The organism is Streptomyces sp. NPDC101110 (assembly GCF_044759525.1).
Taxonomy (GTDB): domain Bacteria; phylum Actinomycetota; class Actinomycetes; order Streptomycetales; family Streptomycetaceae; genus Streptomyces.
Genome location: NZ_JBIVZM010000010.1, coordinates 98,769 through 117,111 on the forward strand (window position 1 = coordinate 98,769; position 18,343 = coordinate 117,111).

14 protein-coding genes and 1 pseudogene are annotated in these 18,343 nt (G+C 70.5%); 1 reads left to right on the forward strand and 14 read right to left on the reverse strand.

Going from position 1 to position 18,343, the window contains the following annotated elements; genetic code table 11:
• Positions 1 to 295: 295 nt before the first annotated feature.
• Positions 296 to 2,512, forward strand: coding sequence for a family 43 glycosylhydrolase (locus ACIQU3_RS23510; protein WP_403730222.1), 2,217 nt, complete (start codon positions 296 to 298; stop codon positions 2,510 to 2,512).
• A gap of 67 nt (positions 2,513 to 2,579) precedes the next feature.
• Here the strand turns inward: ACIQU3_RS23510 and ACIQU3_RS23515 are convergent.
• The 14 genes and pseudogenes from ACIQU3_RS23515 to ACIQU3_RS23580 all read right to left on the reverse strand — a co-directional run.
• Positions 2,580 to 2,936: pseudogene (locus tag ACIQU3_RS23515) on the reverse strand (twin-arginine translocation signal domain-containing protein); the annotation flags it as partial.
• Positions 2,937 to 3,041: 105 nt separating this feature from the next.
• Complete coding sequence (locus ACIQU3_RS23520) at positions 3,042 to 4,352, reverse strand: polysaccharide lyase family 1 protein (RefSeq protein WP_403730219.1); 1,311 nt, start codon at positions 4,350 to 4,352, stop codon at positions 3,042 to 3,044.
• Positions 4,353 to 4,384: 32 nt separating this feature from the next.
• Positions 4,385 to 5,182: a rhamnogalacturonan acetylesterase gene (locus tag ACIQU3_RS23525; RefSeq protein WP_403730216.1), complete on the reverse strand. Its 798-nt coding sequence runs from the start codon at positions 5,180 to 5,182 to the stop codon at positions 4,385 to 4,387.
• A 118-nt stretch (positions 5,183 to 5,300) separates the two neighbouring features.
• The gene (locus ACIQU3_RS23530) at positions 5,301 to 6,662 is read right to left on the reverse strand and encodes an ABC transporter substrate-binding protein (RefSeq protein ID WP_403730213.1); all 1,362 of its coding nucleotides are present in this window, start codon (positions 6,660 to 6,662) and stop codon (positions 5,301 to 5,303) included.
• A 49-nt stretch (positions 6,663 to 6,711) separates the two neighbouring features.
• A complete protein-coding gene (locus ACIQU3_RS23535) occupies positions 6,712 to 8,697 on the reverse strand; it encodes a pectinesterase family protein (RefSeq protein WP_403927577.1) in 1,986 nt (661 codons plus the stop codon).
• Positions 8,698 to 8,739: 42 nt separating this feature from the next.
• Positions 8,740 to 10,257, reverse strand: coding sequence for a glycoside hydrolase 43 family protein (locus ACIQU3_RS23540; RefSeq protein ID WP_403730206.1), 1,518 nt, complete (start codon positions 10,255 to 10,257; stop codon positions 8,740 to 8,742).
• On the reverse strand, positions 10,254 to 11,099 hold the full coding sequence (locus tag ACIQU3_RS23545; protein WP_403730203.1) for a PmoA family protein: 846 nt from the start codon (positions 11,097 to 11,099) through the stop codon (positions 10,254 to 10,256). The genes ACIQU3_RS23540 and ACIQU3_RS23545 overlap by 4 nt, the downstream gene beginning before the upstream one ends.
• Positions 11,096 to 12,259, reverse strand: a complete 1,164-nt coding sequence (locus ACIQU3_RS23550; protein WP_403730504.1) for a Gfo/Idh/MocA family protein — start codon at positions 12,257 to 12,259, stop codon at positions 11,096 to 11,098. The genes ACIQU3_RS23545 and ACIQU3_RS23550 overlap by 4 nt, the downstream gene beginning before the upstream one ends.
• A 20-nt stretch (positions 12,260 to 12,279) precedes the next feature.
• Positions 12,280 to 12,975, reverse strand: coding sequence for a hypothetical protein (locus ACIQU3_RS23555; RefSeq protein ID WP_403730200.1), 696 nt, complete (start codon positions 12,973 to 12,975; stop codon positions 12,280 to 12,282).
• Positions 12,972 to 13,868, reverse strand: a complete 897-nt coding sequence (locus ACIQU3_RS23560) for a carbohydrate ABC transporter permease (RefSeq protein WP_403730197.1) — start codon at positions 13,866 to 13,868, stop codon at positions 12,972 to 12,974. The genes ACIQU3_RS23555 and ACIQU3_RS23560 overlap by 4 nt, the downstream gene beginning before the upstream one ends.
• Entirely contained in the window at positions 13,865 to 14,800 is a 936-nt protein-coding gene (locus tag ACIQU3_RS23565) for a carbohydrate ABC transporter permease (protein WP_403730194.1), read from the reverse strand. The genes ACIQU3_RS23560 and ACIQU3_RS23565 overlap by 4 nt, the downstream gene beginning before the upstream one ends.
• A 138-nt stretch (positions 14,801 to 14,938) precedes the next feature.
• Positions 14,939 to 16,669 (reverse strand): L-arabinonate dehydratase, encoded by a 1,731-nt coding sequence (gene araD, locus ACIQU3_RS23570; protein WP_403927580.1) that lies wholly within the window; start codon positions 16,667 to 16,669, stop codon positions 14,939 to 14,941.
• Positions 16,666 to 17,577 (reverse strand): dihydrodipicolinate synthase family protein, encoded by a 912-nt coding sequence (locus ACIQU3_RS23575; protein ID WP_403927583.1) that lies wholly within the window; start codon positions 17,575 to 17,577, stop codon positions 16,666 to 16,668. The genes araD and ACIQU3_RS23575 overlap by 4 nt, the downstream gene beginning before the upstream one ends.
• On the reverse strand, positions 17,574 to 18,233 hold the full coding sequence (locus tag ACIQU3_RS23580; protein WP_403927585.1) for a GntR family transcriptional regulator: 660 nt from the start codon (positions 18,231 to 18,233) through the stop codon (positions 17,574 to 17,576). The genes ACIQU3_RS23575 and ACIQU3_RS23580 overlap by 4 nt, the downstream gene beginning before the upstream one ends.
• Positions 18,234 to 18,343 lie beyond the last annotated feature (110 nt).

Below are 18,343 nucleotides of genomic sequence, written 5' to 3' on the forward strand. Positions count from 1 at the left end.
CTTCCGGAGCCCCCCTCCGGACGGCCGGACGGTACCGGCCGAGCCCCCCTCGGCCGGCCGGCAGGGCGCCCCCGCCGCAACGCACCGGCGGGGGCGTCGCCGTATCCGCGACGGCCCTGAAGCCGGCCGCCGCCGCTCCGGGAAGAGTTGCCGCCTCGCGCGCCGGAGCCGCCGGGTGTTCCGAAAGTTTCGGAGACGCCGGCTTCACGCACACCCGTTGACGCCCCGCGTCCCTCCGGTGAAACTCCGAGGGCCACTATCGAACAGAATCCCCCACACTCCGACAGGAAGTGTCATGCGCCCCCGCATCGCCCGCACGCTCCTGCTCCCGTTCCTGGCCCTGGCCGGCCTCCTGCTGGCCTTCCTCACGGCACCGCCCAGCACCGCAGACCCCGGAGCCCCACCCGTGAAGCACAGCGCGTACGCCGGCTATCTCTTCGCCTACTTCACCGGTGAGGGCACCGCCGACGGCGAGCAGATCCGTTACGCCCTCAGCCGCGGCAACGACCCGCTGCACTGGCGTGAACTCAACGCCGGCAAGCCGGTGCTGACGTCGACGATCGGCGAGAAGGGTCTGCGCGACCCGTTCGTCATCCGCTCCCCCGAGGGCGACAAGTTCTATCTGATCGCCACCGACCTGCGGATGTACCAGAACTCCAGCGGCAGCTGGGACCGGGTGCAGCGGCACGGCAGCAAGTCGATCATGGTTTGGGAGTCCACCGACCTGGTCCACTGGACCGACCAGCGCCTGGTGAAGGTCTCCCCGGACAACGCGGGCAACACCTGGGCTCCGGAGGCCTATTGGGACGACGAGCTCGACTCGTACGTCGTCTTCTGGGCGTCGAAGCTGTACGCCGACGACGACCCGGACCACAAGGGCGACACGTACAACAAGATGATGTACGCGACCACGAAGGACTTCCGGAGCTTCAGCGAGCCCGAGGTGTGGAACGACCCCGGCTACTCGGTGATCGACTCCACGGTCGTGAAGGACGGGGACGCGTACTACCGCTACACCAAGGACGAGCGGGACCCGAACTCCTCCAGCCCCTGCTCGAAGTTCATCACCGGCGAGAAGTCGACCTCGCTGACCTCGACGACGTACGACTTCGTGGCCGACTGCATCGGCAAGGGCGCGATGGACCGCGGCGAGGGCCCGACGGTGTTCAAGTCGAACACCGAGAAGAAGTGGTACCTGTTCATCGACGAATACGGCGGCCGCGGTTACGTGCCCTTCGAGACCACCGACCTCGCCTCCGGCAAGTGGACCCCGTCCACGAACTACCAGCTCCCTGCGAGCCCCCGGCACGGCACGGTCCTACCGGTGACGCAGAAGGAGTACGACCGCCTGCTGGCCGCGCATCCGTCGACGTCCACCTCGGTCGTGGACGCGACGGCGAAGCACCAGAAGGGCTACGCGATCGTCACGGACAGCGCGTCGAAGGTCGTCCTGCCGATGAAGCCGGACGCCGGTCTGCGGGACCTCGCCCCGAAGCTGTGGGTCGGTGAGGGCGCGAAGCTCAGCCCGAAGTCCGGCACCCGGCGCGACTTCCGCACGCCGCAGAAGTACACCGTGACGGCCGCCGACGGCACGAAACGCACCTGGACGGTCGAGGCGGTGCCCACCCGCAGCCCCCTGCTGCCGGGCCTGAACGCCGACCCCGACGTGCACTACCTGAACGGCCGGTACTGGATCTACCCGACGACGGACGGCTTCCAGGGCTGGAGCGGCACCAGGTTCAAGGCGTACTCGTCGAAGGACCTGGTGCACTGGAAGGACCACGGCGTCATCCTCGACCTGGGCCCTGACGTGGGCTGGGCCGACAAGAACGCCTGGGCACCCGCGATCGCCGAGCGCGACGGCAAGTACTACTTCTACTTCTGCGCCGAGCAGCAGATCGGCGTGGCGGTCGCCGACTCCCCCGCCGGCCCCTTCAAGGACGCGCTCGGCAAGCCCCTGGTGGCCAAGGGCGGTTCGCTGAAGGGCCAGATGATCGACCCGGCGGTCTTCACGGACGACGACGGCCGGGCCTACCTGTACTGGGGCAACGGCCACGGATACGTGGTGCCGCTGAACGACGACATGGTGTCCTTCGACGCGTCGAAGATGAAGGACATCACCCCGGACAACTTCCGCGAGGGCTCCTTCGTGATCAAGCGGAAGGGCACGTACTACTTCATGTGGTCGGAGGACGACACCCGCAGCGAGAACTACCACGTGGCGTACGCGACGGGACCGTCCCCGCTCGGCCCGTGGACCAAGCGCGGGACGATCCTCGAGAAGCGGCCCGAGTACGGCATCCTCGCCACCGGCCACCACTCCGTGGTGAACACCCCGGGCACCGACGACTGGTACATGGTCTACCACCGCTTCGCCCTCAACGGCCCCGGCCTGCCGGGCGGCGACGGCATGCACCGCGAGACGACCGCCGACCGCATGGAGTTCGCGGCCGACGGCACCATCGAGCCGGTGGTGCCGACGCTGGAGGGGATCAAGCCGGTACGGCGGTGAGCCTCACAGGACCTCGTCGAGCCACCTGGCGACCTTGTCCTGCATCACGTCGGTGAAGACGTGGCCGAGTTCCGGCCACGTCTTCGTCCGTATCCGCTCCTCGGCGTGGGGATGTCGAGGTGCCGCGGTCGACGGCCACCGTCTCCCGGTAGACGCCCGGGGCGAGGACGAGCGTCCAGCCGCTGCCGCCGGTGGCGGCGACGGCGGCACCGACCGAGCGGTGGTCGCCGCGGCCGAGCGGATCCACGTACAGCGTCCTGGGGCCGAGGCGGCCGGCCGGGGAACCGTACCGGCCGAACGGGCGCTGCGGCCCGGTGGCCCGCGCGGGGACGGGGGCGAGGGCGAGGGCGAGTGCGGCACCCGCCCCGGCGCCCGCTGCGAGGAATCCCCTGCGGGAGAGGGAGGGGTGGAGGTGCGAGGACATGCGGCTGTCCCTTCGCGGTGTGGCCGGTACGGGGGTGAAGGTATGAGCGGCAGCCGGGCCGGGCGCACCTCGTGGCGTGCGCCCGGCCCGGCCGGCCAGGGGTCGTCAGCAGATGCGGCCGGCGCCCGCGCGGGAGTCGACGATGCCCGGGACGGCCTTCGCCGGGTCGACGTCCGCGCGCAGGGTCGGCGTCCAGCCGGCGCCGGACTGGAGGGTCTCGTCGGGGATCTCCGCGTTGTGCACGGCGATCAGGTCGGTCTTCCTGCCGTTGACGTAGTTGTCCGCGGCGGTGACCGGTGCCTCCATCCACTTCTTCAGGATCTTCGCCGGGCTGATGCCCTTCGCCAGCGTGAAGGCGTTGCGCTCGGCGACGAGCCGGGACTCCTTGCCGATGCCGTAGACGTAGCCCCACTTCTGGTCCTCGGTGACCACGAAGTGGTTGTTGTACGAGTCGACCTGCCCGAACCGCACGCGCGGCGCCCGCTCGACGATGCCCTCGAAACGGTTGTGGTGCAGCGTGACCTTGAGCTTGCCCGCGTCGTCGGCGGTGGCGCTGTCGCTGTTGCCGATCAGCATGGTCTTGTCGTGGTCCTTGAACGCGTTCCAGGACACCGTGACGTGGTTGGAGCCGCGCACGACGTCGAGTAGTCCGTCGTGCTGCTGGTAGGTCTTGCCGAAGTAGGCCGGCAGGCTGCTGTCGGGGTGACGGCCGTCGGTGAGGGTGTTGTGGTCGACCCACACGTGCGTGGAGCCGTGGACGACGATCCCGTCGTACTCGGAGTTCCAGGCGCCGGTCTTGTTGTCGTCGGTCGGGTCCCACTGCGGGAAGCAGTCGAGCGGGGCCTCGAAGGCGAGGTTGCGGACGATGACGTTGTCGACGCCCCTGATCTGCAGGCTGCCGCCGCGGATCCCGGAGCCCTTGCCGACGCCGATGATGGTGGTGTCGGCGGGCACGCTCGCCTTGATGGTCTTGTCCTGCGCGGCGGCGGACGCGGCCCGCAGGTCCTCCTGCTTCCCACTGACGGGCTTGTCGTGGCCCCAGACGGCGGGGTCGTAGGCGGCGAGGTAGGCGTCGAAGTCGTAGCCCGCGGCGGCGAAGGCGTCGCAGCCCTCGGAGACGGCGTCGATCACTCCCTTGACCTTGATGATCCTGGGCGCCGTCCCGCCGTCCTTCAGGGCGGCCCGGAACTGCTCCCAGGTGGTGACGGTGTAGACGTGCTGCGCGTCCGCCGCCGCTCCGCCGGTGGTGCCGGTGCCCTCGGAGGCCCACCCGTCGCCGGCGCCCAGGGTCTGGCGGGCGGCGTCCCGGGGCTGCGCCAGGGCACCGGTGCCGCTCAGGGACAGCACGAGCGCGGTGCAGCCGACGAGCACGGCCACTCTCGCAATGACATGATCATGACACTTACGAACGTTCATGGTGCCGCTCTCTTCCTTCTTGTCAGGGGGTGTTACGCGGCGGACTCCGGCCAGGTGATCCAGGACTCCGGAACGCGCTCGTCCAGCCGCCGCACGTCACGCGGCCCGAGCACCCGGGTCCGCAGCAGCTCCCGCGCCACGAGCCGGGCCACCTCGATGGCTCCCGGCGGGTTGAAGTGCGTGTTGTCCTGCTCGGTCGCCGTCCAGTTGAAGTACTTCTTGGTCTCCTCGGCCCCGAGCCGCTGCCACAGGGCCAGGGACAGCGACTGGACGTCGAGCAGCGGGACCCGTTCCGCGGTGGCGAGCGCCCGCATGGCCGCCGGGTACTCCCCGTGCGTCGGGAGGGCCTTCCCGGCGGCGTCGAACCGCCGCCGCTCCACGGAGGTCGCCAGAACCGGCCGCGCCCCACGGGCCCGGGCACCGTCGAGGTACATCCGCAGGTACTGCTGATACGTCGACCACGGCTCGGTGTACCGGGTGGGGTCCTCCGCCTTCTCGTCGTTGTGTGCGAACTGGACGAGGAGGAGATCCCCGGGCCGGACGGCGGAGAGAACCGCCTTCAACCGCCCCTCGTCGACGAAGCTCTTCGAGCTCCGCCCGTTCACGGCGTGATTGGAGACGGCGATCCGGGAGGACTGCAGAAAGAAGGGGACGGCCATTCCCCACCCGGTCTCGGGCGCGGCGTCCTTGTACTTCTGCGCGGCGGTGGAATCACCGGCGATGTGGAGGGTGGGGACACGACGGACGCCGGCATGAGCGGTGCCGGACATGGAGAGGGCCAACGGCACGGCGGCCGCCCCAACGGCGACCTGTCGACGACTGAGAGACACGCAGAGTTCCTTTCAACGGGGACGGCTGTCCCACCTCAGGGGCGCGGGGAACTGCGCGAACCGCCACGGACGGCCCGCGGCCTGCAATCCACGGGCCGCCCCGCGGCGACATGCAGAACTAGCCGTGCTGCTGGTTCCACTCCTCCTGGGCCGCGTTCAGCTGATCGGCCATCGTGTCGAGGAACTCCTTCGCGCTCATCTTCCCGAGCAGCACCTTCTGGAAATTCGGCTCGTTGTCCGCCTTGGAGATGGTGTTCCAGTCCGGCAGGTAGTACGGCAGCTGCACGATCGTCGTCGACCCGTCGGACAGCGCGTCAGCGGCCAGCTTCGTCGGCTCGGCCTTCGTGATCCACGCGTCCTTCGCCGCGTCCGTGTTCGACGGCACCTGCCCCGCCGCCTCGTTGAACTTCGAGTTCTCCGCCTTGGACATGGCGAACTCGATGAACTTCCAGGCCGCGTCCTTGTTCTTGCCGCTCTTGAACAGGCCGAGTCCGTCCACCGGGTTGGACACCTGCACCCGCTTGCCGCCGGCGCCGATCGGCTGCGGAACGCCCCGGAACTTCTCGACGCCGAGCGCCTTCACATGGTCCTGGTACGACCCGAGGTTGTGGTTCAGCATCCCGATCGTGCCGGAGTCCCACTGCGCGACCATCTTCGTGAAGTCGTTGTTGAGGTCGGCGGCGGGGGTGACCTTCTTGTACAGCGCCGCGTACTTCTCCAGCGCGGCCACGTTCTTCGGATCGTTGACCGTGGTCTTCTCTCCGCCGGCATCCCAGAACGACGTGATGCCGGACTGCCCGTACATGGCGTCCAGCGCCTGGGCGATGGAACCCGCACCGCCGCGAATGGTGTAGCCGAACTCGTTCTTGCCCGGGTTCGTCAGCTTCTTCGCGGCCTCGTAGAACCGGTCCCACGTCGTCGGCTCCTGCAGACCCGCCCTCTTGAACAGGTCGGTGCGGTAGTACAGCACACCGTTGTTCGCGGAGGTCGGGATGGAGTACAGCTTGTCGTCCCCGCCGCCGGCGGCCTTCAGCGACTCGACCATGTCCTTGTTGAGCTTGCCGTTCAGCGAGGACGAGCCGAGCCGCTCGTCGAGCGGCTCCAGCGCGCCCTGGGCCGCGAACCCCGCGAGCATCGCCGCACCCACGCCGCCGACGTCCGGCAGCCCGCCGCCCTGGAGGGCGGTGTCGACCTTGGACTGGTACTCGGTGGCGGCGATCCCGACGTACTGGACCTTGATGTCCGGGTTGGCCTTCTCGAAGTCGGCGATGATCTCCTTCCAGATCTCGGTGCGGACACCGCCGTTGTTGTCCCAGAAGACGATCTTCCCCTTGCCGCTGCCGTCGGCGCCCTTGTCACCGCCCGCCCCGCTGCCGTCGTCGCCGCAGGCGGTCGCGGTCAGCGCGAGTACGGCCCCCAGGGCGACAGCGGCCGGGGTCCGGCGTCCGCCTCTGCTGCCGGTGCGATTGCTGATCTTCATTGGTCGGCTCTCTTCTTCTGGATCCAGCGGAACTTGTGGGCGTGAAGGGTCAGTGACGGACGTGCGGCGCCCAGCCGTCGGCACCCGCCAGGTAGGCGGTGACGGTGTGCCTCCTCGCGTCCTCGTCGCTCATCCGGGGGCGGTCCGGGTTCTCGGCGGCCCCGGGACCGTAGTTCTGGTACTCCGTGAAGCGGGCGTCCTTCCACGAGAAACCGCTCATGTCCGTCCAGGGCGCGGACTTGATCGCGGCGGGCAGCCGGGTGTCGCGGATCAGCACCTGGGCCACCGCGTCCGGCTCGCCGCCCGGGTGCCAGGGCCTGCCGAGGTGGAAGCTGCCGTCCGGCGCGTCGCTCACGATCCTGGAGCGGGTGATCAGGAACCCGTACGGGTTGCCCTTCCAGGTCGAAGCGGCGGTGATGTACCCGTTGTTGGTCGTCGACCCGCGGCTGAGCGCCTTGATCACGGACCGTTCGATCACGGTCGTGGCGCGCCCGTAGATGAAGTCGACGTCCCCTTCGATGTACGAGTCACGGACATACACCCGGCTGATCACGTCCAGCTTTGGGCTGTCGGTCATCAGGGTGTCCTGGTTGCCCAGGAAGGCGGTGTCCTCGAAGACGATCCGGTCGCCGGTGGTCTTCATCGCGAGGGCCTGCTCGCCCTTCAGCTCCACCGAGGCCTCGTCGAAGTCGTTGCTGAAGGTGAGGTTGCGGGCGGTGACGTCGCTCGCGGCGATCCGCACGGTGGCGCTGCCGCTCGAACCCCCGTACTCGGCAGGCGTGTTGTGGACGATGACCGTGTCGGAGCGGTCACGGCCGGTCCCCCGGAGCAGGACCTTCGGCCTGGTCGCCGGGATGAACACCTTCTCCCGGTAGGTGCCCGGTGCGACCGCGATCGTCACCGGCACGTCGTTGCCGTCGGGGACGGCGTCGACGGCGGCCTGCACGGTCGGGTAGGCGCGCGGGACGTCGAGGGTCACACCGATCCGCCGCTGGGGCCCGGAGAACTTCTTCACCAGAGCGGGGACGGCCCGGGCGGGGTCCAGCCGGTAGTCGTAGAAGTCGCGCGGGTCGAAGGCGGCGCCCCACTCGTCGGTCCGCCCGGTGGTCCTCCTCAGGATCGACCCCCGCTCCACCAGCTCCGCGGTGGCGTCGGCCTGGTAGGGGTGCTGAACCCGGTCGTAGTAGCTGTTCTCGATGACCATCCTGGTGCGGCCCCGGGACCAGTTCCCGTACGTCCACACGGGGTCGCCGTCGGCCACCTGGGCCGAGACGTAGTTGTTGTAGAGGTGCGCGTAGGCGCAGTTGTCCGCCGAGGGATTGCGCTGCTTCGTGCCGGTGAACCAGTTGTGGTCGATGGTGATCTGCGTCCGGACATCGGACGTCCAGCCGATCCCGAACGCCTTGTTGTGGTCGCTGAACCGGTTGTAGGAGACGGTGACGTACCGGCTGTCCTTGCGGATGTCGAGCAGGCCGTCGCCCATGCGGGTGAAGCGGTTGTGGTCGATCCAGACGTGGTGGACGGCGTCCATCTGGATGGCGTCGAAGTCGGTGGTCTTGCCGTCCCAGTCGCCCTCGACGTAGGAGTCGCGGATCGTCAGGTTGCGGATGATGACGTTGTGCGTGCCGGGGTTGAGGTGCAGCTCGCCGTGGACGATCTCAGCGGTGTCGCCGACGCCGATGATCGTCTTGTTCGAGGCGACGACGACGTCCGAGCCGAAGGGCGCGACGGCGACCGACCCCGCCACCCGGATGACGTACGGCTCCTTGGCGGCCGCGTACTTCGCCAGCGCGGCCTGGTCGGTGACCGTGACGACCTTGCCGCCCGCCCCGCCCGTGGTGCCCCCCGCCAGCGAGGCGAAGCCATGGGCCTGGTCGGCCCAGCGGGCGGCCGCCGGTGCGGACGTGGCGACCGGGGCGGGTCCGGCGGCCCTCGCCTCACCGGTCGCGCCCGGCCCCAGGGCGGCGACCAGGCTCACCACGGCGGCCAGGGCGGCACCCGGTCTGGGCAAGCGCTTGCTACGGAAGTGCGTCATTGCGGCTCCCAACAGGCGTGATGGGCGTGCGGATGCGGTGGCTTACAGGTCGGTGATCCGGAAGTGCGTGAACGTCGCGGCGCCCGCGTGTCCCGTCCCGACGGGCGCGAGGGCGAAGAGGCCGAGCAGGGCGCCGACCCACCGCCAGGGGGTGGCCGCGAACACGGGTCCCGAAGGGACCGGGCCGTCGCCGAGGTCGTAGGAGAAGCGGCAGCGGGCTCCGGTGCCGATCTCGATGCGGAGCCTGACGCGCCCCTCGGGAGCGAGGCACGGGTCGGCCGCGTCGCGCTCCCGCTCGGCGACCCCCTGGGCGAACCGGTGCACGAGGTGGACCGTGCCGTCGGCCCCGCGCCGGAGGCCGATCCAGCCGAACGCGTCCCCCAGCACCGCGAGTCCGGCGCGCGCTCCCGGCTCCTCACTGTGCAGGCGCAGCTCCACCTCGGCGGCGGACGGGGTGCCGGGCAGCCGCTGAGTCAGGAGGTTCGGGAGTTTCCGAAGGTCATGGGTGTCCGTCGAACGGACGCAGGTCAGCCGGAGTCCGTCCCCGGAGTGCTGAGTGGCCCAGCCGTCACGGGGGTTGGCCGTCCACTGCCACTGGCGTCCGAACCGCCCGCCGGGGAAGTCGTCGTCGGTGGCGGGTGCCGCCGGCGGCTGCGGCGGCAGATCCGGCCGCTGGTGCACGGCGACGGGGGCGCCGTGATCCCCGAGCACGGGCCAGCCGTCCGCGCCCCAGCGCATCGGCTGGAGATGCACGACCCTGCCGTACGCGCCGCGCTGCTGGAAGTGCAGGAACCAGTCCTCGCCGGACGGGGTGCGCACCCAGCCGCCCTGGTGGGGGCCATTGACGTCGGTGTCCTTCTGCTCCAGGACGATGCGCTCCTCGTACGGCCCGAAGAAGCCGCGTGATCGGAAGGCGCCCTGCCAGCCGGACTCCACGCCGCCGGCCGGGGCGAGGATCCAGAACCAGCCGTCGTGCCGGTAGAGCTTGGGGCCCTCGAGGGTGAACCAGCCGGGTATGCGGTCGCCGTCGACGATGACCTTGCCCTCGTCCAGGAGGCCGGTGCCGTCGGGCCGCATCCGGTGGCCGGTGAGGCGGTTCTTGACTCCGGAGCGGGACCTGGCCCAGGCGTGGACCAGATAGGCCTCGCCGGTCTCGTCGTCCCACAGGGGGCAGGGGTCGATGAGGCCCTTGCCCTCCTTCAGCAGGTGCGGGCGGGTCCAGGGGCCCCTGATCTGCGGGGCGTTGATCTGGAAGAGGCCCTGGTCGGGGTCGCCCCAGAAGATCCAGAAGCGTTCGTCGTGGTGGCGCAGGGAGGGGGCCCAGACACCGCAGTCGTGACGCGGGGCCGCGAACTCCTCGGCGGGTTCGAGGCGTTCGAGGGCGTGGCCGACCAGGGTCCAGTTGACCAGGTCCCGGGAGTGCAGCAGCGGCAGGCCGGGGACACGGCCGAAGCTGGAGGCGGTCAGGTAGAAGTCGTCGCCGACGCGGACGACGTCCGGGTCGGACCAGTCCGCGTCGAGGACCGGGTTGCGGTAGGTCCCGGAGGACTCGGGGATCACGGGTTCACCGCCTTGCGGACGAGGGCCGCGGCGGCGTCCCGGTCGAGACGGCCGTCGGCGACGACGGTGACCACCCGGCGCACCGCGGTGTCGCCCGGCGGAAGCGGCACGCGCTCGTCGTGGGCCAGGGAGGAGCCGACGCCCGGGTACTCGCCGGTGCGCACGAACCACGGGTCGCGCCGGGTCTGTTCGGTGGCTCCGGCGAAGACCAGCGTCCAGGTGCCGCCGCGCAGGGCGAGCCAGTCGGCGGGGCGGCCGTGGACCCTCTCCTCGCCGTCGGCCCCGGCCGTGAAGACCTCCGGCGCGGAGGGCTCCTTGCGGGCCCGCCAAAAGAACCCGCCATAGGCCGCGCCCGGGCGGCCGTTGGTCGCGGGGCTGCCGATCGACAGCGGGCTCCCGGTGACGTTGGTGAGGGAGAACGTGAGGTCCAGGGCCCAGGCCCGGTCGGTGAGTTCGGTGGCCGCGACGGTACGGCGTTCACGCAGCAGTTCGCCGCCCGCGGCCACCCAGCGCAGCTCCTCGACGAAGCCGTCCGGGTCGCGCAACTGGAAGGCGATGTGCCGCTGCGCGCCGTGGTTGCCGAGTTCGGTCGGGCCCTGGTCGCGGACATAGGTGCGTCCGCCCCAGAAGTTGAACCCCTCGACGTCGGGAACGGCGACACCGACGCCGAGGTGGTGTGGGTGGTCGGCGGGGCTCAGTTCGGTGACCGCCGTGCCGGCCAGGGTGGTGACGGGGTGCAGGTAGGGGCGCGGGGAGAGCCGGGCCAGCAGCTCGGGCCGGGTGACGTAGCGTCCGACCGGCCGGCCCGCGACGCGCAGGACCGTGGTGCCGTTGCTGGTCATGGGGTGCTCACCTCGTTCGACGGGTGCGTCCAGGGGGCGCCGAGCTCGGAGTAGAGGGAGAGGGTGTCGGCGGCTGCCGCGACGAGCCCGTCGATGCCGGGGACGACCCGGCGGTTCTCGCCGGGGACGCGGTGCCAGGCGGTGTCCGGCAGGGGCGCCGGGTCGGGGGCGGTGCGGATGGCCTCGACGACCTTCATGAAGGCGCCGGTCTCCTCCGGCGGGACGAGCAGGTCCGCGCCGGTGGTGAGGTGGTCGACGAGGTTCTCCAGCAGGTCGGTGCGGCCGTGCTCGGACTCCTCCGGGCCGTGTCCCGCGCGCTGGAGCAGCACGCGGTCCTGCTTGTACCAGAAGGTGATCCGGCCGCTGCTGCCGTGCACCAGGACGTACGGCTCGTCGGCTTCCTCGGCGCACAGGGTCGCGGCGACGGTGACCGGGTGGCCCTGCGCGGTGGTGATCCGGACGCAGGAGGTGTCGTCGGACTCGATGGCGTTGGCGCGCAGCAGTTCGGCCTCGATGCCGGTGACGTCCTCGGCGCGGGTGCTGCCGCCCAGGGCGAGGGCGGTGGCGACGGCGTGGGCGAGGGGGTTGGTCAGCGCCCCGTCGATCACGTCGACACCGTTCAGCCGCCGCTTGCCCGCCCAGGGGGCCCGCTTGAAGTAGTCCTCGTCGCGCACCCAGGCACCGGCCCCGCCGAGGCCGACGAGCCGTCCGATCGCACCCTTCTCGATCAGCTCGCGGACGGCTGTCAGGGCGTGCGACCCCAGCGACTGGAAGCCGATCTGGCAGACGACTCCAGCGGCGGCCACCCCGTCGGCCATCCGGCGGAACTCGGCGTAGGAGGGGGCGGGCGGCTTCTCCAGGAGGACGTGCACTCCGCGTCGGGCCGCCGTGAGCGCGAGGTCGGTGTGGGTCGGGATGGGGGTGCAGATCACGGCGATCCGCGCGCCGGTGGTGTCCAGCAGGGCTCCGAAGTCGGCGGACTGCTCGGGCGTGCCCAGGTCGCCGAGTTCCTCCTCGGTCAGCGGCGTCAGTTCGCAGACGCCGACGAGCCGTACGAGGCCCTGCCTCTGGAGCCGGCGGATGTTCTCGACGTGCCAGCGGCCGTGGCCGCGGGCACCGGCGAGGACGAGGGGCAGCGGGGTGATCGAGGGGGTGCTCATGGCGTCGATGATGCGGCCGGTCACGGGAGCCTCCCCGCACCCGCGCCGCGGGCCACGGCCCGGTCGGCCTCCCGGGCACTATCGATCCGCCCGTGCGGCACGGGCGTCCAGCCGACGTCGGCCGTCAGGTCGCGCTCGCTGCCGGAGTCATACTCGCTGCCGGAGTCGTAATCGTCGCGCACGTCGAGGTTGCGGATGATCAGGTTGTCCGCGTTCTTCACCTGGCGGCTCGCGCCCTCGAGGACGGCCGAGTCGCCGAGGCCGATGAGGGTGGTCGAGCCGACGGGCAGCACGATCCGCTCGGCCTCGCGCGCGGCGGACGCCTGGGGGGCCTCCTGCGGGCCGCCGGGCTTGGCGGAGCCCCAGGTGCGGGGGTCGTAGGCGGCGAGGTACTGCTTCAGGGCGTAGCCGCCGGTGGCGTAGTCGACGCAGTCCAGCCGGTCGCCGTCGTCGGTGTCGGCGTCGACCGTCCCGGCGATCCTGATGATCTTCGGGGTGTCGCTGCCGCCGTCGAGGGCGCGGACGAGCCCGGCGGGGTCGGTGACGGTGCAGACGTGTTCCGCGTCGGCGTCGGCGCCTGCGGTGGTGCCGGAGCCGTACGCGGCCCAGCCGTCGTCCGCCGGGAGGGTGTCGCGGCCGAGGTCGCGGGTCCCGGCCTGGGCGGGGATGCTCAGGGCCCCCAGCAGGCCCGCCAGGGCCACCTGAAGCGATCTCATCCCTTCACCGCCCCCGCGCTGAAGCCGGTGATCAGCCACTTCTGGATGAAGGCGAACACGATCACGACCGGCACGGCCGCGATGATGCCGCCGGCGGCGAGCGCGCCCAGGTCGACGCTGTCGGCGCTCATCAGGGAGTTGAGGCCGACGGGGATCGTCTGCTTGTCCTGGTTGTTGAGGAACATCAGGGCGAACAGGAAGTGGTTCCAGGAGTGGACGAAGGCGAACGAGCCGACGGCGATCAGACCGGGGCGCAGCAGCGGCAGCACCACGATCCGGAAGGCCGTCATGCGGTTGCAGCCGTCGACCCAGGCCGCCTCCTCCAGGGAGTAGGGCACGTTCTTGATGAAGTTGCTGATCAGGATCATCGACAGCGGCAGCTGGAAGACCGTCTCGGCGAGGATGACGCTGCCCAGCGAGTTGATCATCCGCAGTTCGGCGAAGATCTCGAACAGCGGCACCAGCAGCAGCGCGCCCGGCACGAACTGGGAGCACAGCAGGGCCAGCATGAACGCCCGCTTGACCTTGAAGTCGAACCGGGCGAGGGCGTAGCCGCCGGCCAGCGCGACGAGCGTCGTCATGAGCAGGGTGGCGACACCGACGAGGACGCTGTTGGTGAAGTAGGTGCCGAAGCTGCGCTCCGTCCAGACCTTCTCGAAGTGCTCGAAGGTGATCGGCCAGGGGACGAGCGAGGTCGACCCGGCCGGGCGCAGCGAGAAGAGCAGGATCCAGTAGAACGGGATGAGCGTGAAGAGGAGGTAGATGCCCAGGGGCAGGTAGATCTGCCAGCGGGGGGCCTCGTCCCAGGCGCGGTTCTTCTGCACGGGCCGGGTCGGTTCGGGGGTGGCGCTCACGGGTGCGGGCGCGGCCTTGGTGGCTTCCTTGACGCTCACTTGCTCCCGCCTCCGAACTTGCTCAGCCGCAGGTAGACCATCGAGCAGAAGAGCAGGATCACGAACGCCACCGTGGTCAGGGCCGACGCGTAGCCGAAGTTGTGGGCGTCGACGGATGTGTTGGCGATGTACAGCGGCAGCGTGGTCGTCTCGCCCGCGGGTCCGCCGCCGGTCAGGGTGTAGAGCAGGTCGACGTTGTTGAACTCCCACACCGCGCGCAGCAGCGTGGACAGGATGATGGCGTCCTTCAGGTGCGGCAGCGTGATGTGCCAGAACTGCTTGATGCGGCTGGCGCCGTCGACCTCGGCGGCCTCGTAGAGGTCCTTCGAGACGGACTGGAGGTCGGCGAGGATGAGGATCGCGAAGAACGGCACCCCGCGCCACAGGTCGGCCACGACCGCCGCCGGGAACACGGTGGAGGTGTCCGACAGCCAGCTCGTCCCGTAGGAGCCGATGCCCAGGTCGGCCAGGTAACGGGTGATGCCCGTCTGCGAGTTGTAGAGCAGCACCCAGATCGCGGAGGTCAGCACGCCGGAGACGGCCCACGGGGAGAAGACCAGGGCGCGGCCGAGGCCCCGGCCCACGAAGGTCTGGTTGACGATCAGCGCCAGCGCGAGACCGAAGAGGAGTTGCAGGCCGACCTCGACGAAGACCCACTTGGCGCTGAAGACCAGGGTGTCCCGGAAGACGGGGTCCTCGGTGAAGGCGTGGACGAAGTTGTCGAAGCCCGCGAAGCCGTTCCGCCACGGCTTGGTGGGGTTGTAGTTCTGGAGGCTGTAGTAGAAGACGCTGAGGACCGGGTAGGCGATGAAGCCCAGCATGAGCAGGGCGGCCGGCGCGATCAGCAGGTACGGGAGCCTGCGCGGCGTGGCGGAGGCCCGGCGCCGCCGGGGTGGCGCGGGCGGTTTCGCCACGGCTGCGGCTTGGGCCATGACAGGGTCTCCGATCTGGGTACGGTCGTGCAGGAAGCGCTTTCTCGATGTGCGTGCTTGCCACTTGAGGTGGCGTGGCGGGTGCGGGTGCGTTCTGGTTTGTCGCGCAGTTCCCCGCGCCCCTTCAGGTAGGCTCAGTCACCCTGCGTAAGGGCCTGGGACCTTGCCTTGCCTGGCCAGGAACTCGAAGTCGCAGCCTGTGTCCGCCTGGGTGACCTGGTCGTTGTAGAGGGCGCCGTACCCTCGCTCGTAGCGGGTGGGCGGGGGCGTCCATTCCTTACGGCGGGCCTCCAACTCCTCCTCATTCACGTTGAGTTGCAGAGTGCGGGCCGTTACGTCCAGGGTGATCGAGTCGCCGGTGCGGACCAGGGCGAGCGGGCCGCCCACGTACGACTCCGGTGCCACGTGGAGCGCGCAGGCGCCGTAACTCGTGCCGCTCATCCGGGCGTCGGAGATCCGGACCATGTCCCGCACGCCCTGCTTCAGCAGACGGTCGGGGATGGGCAGCATGCCGTACTCGGGCATGCCCGGGCCGCCCTGGGGCCCGGCACCCCGCAGCACCAGGACGCTGTCGGCCGTGATGTTCAACGTCGGGTCGTCGATGGTGCGCTGCATGGTCTTGTAGTCGTCGAAGACGACCGCGGGACCGGTGTGCTTGAGCAGGCGGGGATCGGCGGCTATGTGCTTGATGACGGCGCCGTCCGGGCAGAGGTTGCCGCGCAGTACGGCGACCCCGCCCTCGGCGGCGACCGGGTTGTCGCGGGTGCGGATGACGTCGTCGTCGTGGACGACGGCGCCCTCGATCTGCTCCCCCAGGGTCCCGTTGACGGTGGGCCGGTCCAGGTGCAGCAGATCGGTGATCCGGGAGAGGAAGGCGGGCAGTCCGCCGGCGAAGTGGAAGTCCTCCATGAGGTACGTCCGTCCGCCGGGCCGGACGTTCGCGAGCACCGGCACCGTGCGGGCGATGCGGTCGAAGTCGTCCAGGGTGAGTTCGACTCCGGCCCGTCCCGCCATGGCGATCAGGTGGATCACCGCGTTGGTGGAGCCGCCGAGCCCGAGCACCGTGGTGACGGCGTCCTCGAAGGCCTCGCGGGTGAGGATCCGGGACGGCTTGAGCGCGGTCCAGGCGAGTTCCACGGCACGCCGCCCGGAGGCGGCGGCCATCCGCTCGTGCCCGGAGTCGACGGCCGGGACCGAGGAGGCGCCCGGCAGCGTCATGCCGAGGGCCTCGGCCGCCGCGGTCATCGTCGACGCGGTCCCCATGGTCATGCAGTGACCGGGCGATCGCGCCAACCCGCCCTGAAGCTCCCGCAGTTCGCAGTCGGTTAGATTGCCCGCGCGGTGCTCGTCCCAGTACTTCCACATGTCGGTGCCGGACCCGAGGGTCTCCCCGCGCCAGTGGCCCGGCAGCATCGGCCCCGCGGGCACGAAGAGGGACGGTACGTCGGCCGATGCCGCGCCCATGAGCAGCGCGGGCGTCGACTTGTCGCAGCCGCCGAGCAGCACCGCCGCGTCGATCGGGTACGACCGCAGCAACTCCTCCGTCTCCATCGCGAGCAGGTTGCGGTAGAGCATCGGGGTCGGCTTCTGGTACGTCTCGGAGAGTGTGGCGACCGGGAACTCCAGCGGGAAACCGCCGGCCTGCCACACCCCCCGCTTGACCGCCTCGGCCCGCTCACGCAGATGGACGTGGCAGGGGTTGATGTCGGACCAGGTGTTCAGGACGGCGACGACCGGGCGGCCCCGGTACTCCTCCGCCTCGTAACCGAGCTGGCGCATCCGGGCGTTGTGCGACCAGGTGCGCAACTGTCCCTCGGCGCCGTACCACTGGTGGCTCCTGAGCTCCTCGGGGGAGAGACGGCCGGTCATATCGACCACCCCGCGGCGATCGCGGCGACCTCGGCGCGCTGCTCGTCCCGGAGGGTGCGGCTGGGCGGGCGGACCTCACGGCGGCACAGTCCGAGGGAGGCGAGGGCCTCCTTGACGACGGTGACGTTGTCGGCGGAGCCGTTCGCGGCCCGCAGCTCCTCGAAGCGGCGGATCTGCTCCCAGACCTTCATCGCGGCCGGGTAGTCGCCGGAGCGCAGCGCCTCGATCATGTTCAGGGAGACCGCGGGGGCGACGTTCACCAGCCCCGAGGTGAAGCCGGTGGCTCCGGCGGAGAAGTAGGACGGGGCGTACGGCTCGGCGAGCCCCGCGACCCACACGAACCGTTCCAGGCCCGCGTCCCGGGCGAACGCGGCGAACCTGGCCGCGTCGGGCACGGCGTACTTCACGCCGATGACGTTCGGGCAGACGTCGGCGAGTTCGGCGAGCCGGGCGCCGGTGAGCTGCGCGTTGCGGATGTACGGCACGACGCCCAGCTCGGGCACGGCCTCGGCGACGGCGCGGTGGTAGTCGACCCAGCCGGCCTGCGAGACGTAGGGGTGCACGGGCTGGTGGACCATCACCATCCCGGCGCCGAGCTCCCGGGCGTGCCGGGCGGAGGCGACAGCGGTCGGGACGTCGTGTCCGACACCGACCAGGACGACGGCCCGCTCACCGGCCTCCTCGATCGTCAGCTCCGTGACGAGCCGGCGCTCCTCGGGGGTCAGGGCGTAGAACTCGCCGGTGTTGCCGTTCGGGGTGAGGGTGGTGATACTGCCGTCGAGGAGGCGGCGCAGCAGGGCCCGGTGGGTGTCCTGTGCGACGGAGCCGTCCTCGGCGAACGGGGTCACCGGGATCGCCACCACGTCGGCCAGGGCCGCCCGTTGGGTCTCGAACGCCACGCTGCTCATTCCTGACCTTCCTGTTCCAGTGCCGCCTCGGGGAAAGCGCGCTGCACGAAGGACGCGATGTGGGAGTGCAGGGCACGCGCCGCGCCGTCGGCGTCGCCGTCGAGGGCGAGCCGGAGGATCTCCCGGTGCTCGCCGGCCTCCCGTTCCCAGGAGGGCGAGGCGGCCCAGGCGACGGCGGAGACCAGGGCGGCCTGGTCACGGACCTCGTCGAGCATCCGGCCGAGCAGGGGGTTGCCGCACGGCAGGTACAGGGCGCGGTGGAACTCCCGGTTGGCGAGAGAGCGTTCGGCGGTGTCGGTGGCGGCGTCGGCCCGGGTCAGCGCGTCGCGGGCGACGTCCAGGGAGGCCCCGCGCCGCACGGCCCGGCGCAGCGCCTCGGGCTCCAGCAGCAGCCGTACGTCGTAGACCTCGCGCGCCATGTCCGCGTCCACCAGGCGCACGGTGACGCCCTTGTACTGGCTCATCACGACCAGGCCGGTACCGGCGAGGGTCTTGAGCGCCTCGCGCACCGGGGTCTTCGACACCCCGAACTGCGCGGCGAGCTCGGTCTCGACCAGCGCCTGCCCGGGCGTCAGCTGCCCGGTGAGGATGCGGTGTTTGATCCCCTCCAGCACGTACTGCGTGCGGGAGGGGATCGGCGTGGGCACAGAGGTCATGCGCGCCTCTCGGATCTCGCGTCTCGATGGATCGCGTATCGGATCTCGCGTATCGCGTCTCATATATGACGTACGAAGTACGACGCGATGACGGTAGGAGGGCGCGTGGG

Bases quoted from the DNA above. Each gene is read 5' to 3' on its own strand.
- ACIQU3_RS23510 (WP_403730222.1), top strand. From the start codon at position 296: ATGCGCCCCCGCATCGCCCGCACGCTCCTGCTCCCGTTCCTGGCCCTG.
- ACIQU3_RS23520 (WP_403730219.1), bottom strand. From the start codon at position 4,352: ATGAACGTTCGTAAGTGTCATGATCATGTCATTGCGAGAGTGGCCGTG.
- ACIQU3_RS23530 (WP_403730213.1), bottom strand. From the start codon at position 6,662: ATGAAGATCAGCAATCGCACCGGCAGCAGAGGCGGACGCCGGACCCCG.
- ACIQU3_RS23535 (WP_403927577.1), bottom strand. From the start codon at position 8,697: ATGACGCACTTCCGTAGCAAGCGCTTGCCCAGACCGGGTGCCGCCCTG.
- ACIQU3_RS23545 (WP_403730203.1), bottom strand. From the start codon at position 11,099: ATGACCAGCAACGGCACCACGGTCCTGCGCGTCGCGGGCCGGCCGGTC.
- ACIQU3_RS23550 (WP_403730504.1), bottom strand. From the start codon at position 12,259: ATGAGCACCCCCTCGATCACCCCGCTGCCCCTCGTCCTCGCCGGTGCC.
- ACIQU3_RS23555 (WP_403730200.1), bottom strand. From the start codon at position 12,975: ATGAGATCGCTTCAGGTGGCCCTGGCGGGCCTGCTGGGGGCCCTGAGC.
- ACIQU3_RS23565 (WP_403730194.1), bottom strand. From the start codon at position 14,800: ATGGCCCAAGCCGCAGCCGTGGCGAAACCGCCCGCGCCACCCCGGCGG.
- araD (WP_403927580.1), bottom strand. From the start codon at position 16,669: ATGACCGGCCGTCTCTCCCCCGAGGAGCTCAGGAGCCACCAGTGGTAC.
- ACIQU3_RS23575 (WP_403927583.1), bottom strand. From the start codon at position 17,577: ATGAGCAGCGTGGCGTTCGAGACCCAACGGGCGGCCCTGGCCGACGTG.
- ACIQU3_RS23580 (WP_403927585.1), bottom strand. From the start codon at position 18,233: ATGACCTCTGTGCCCACGCCGATCCCCTCCCGCACGCAGTACGTGCTG.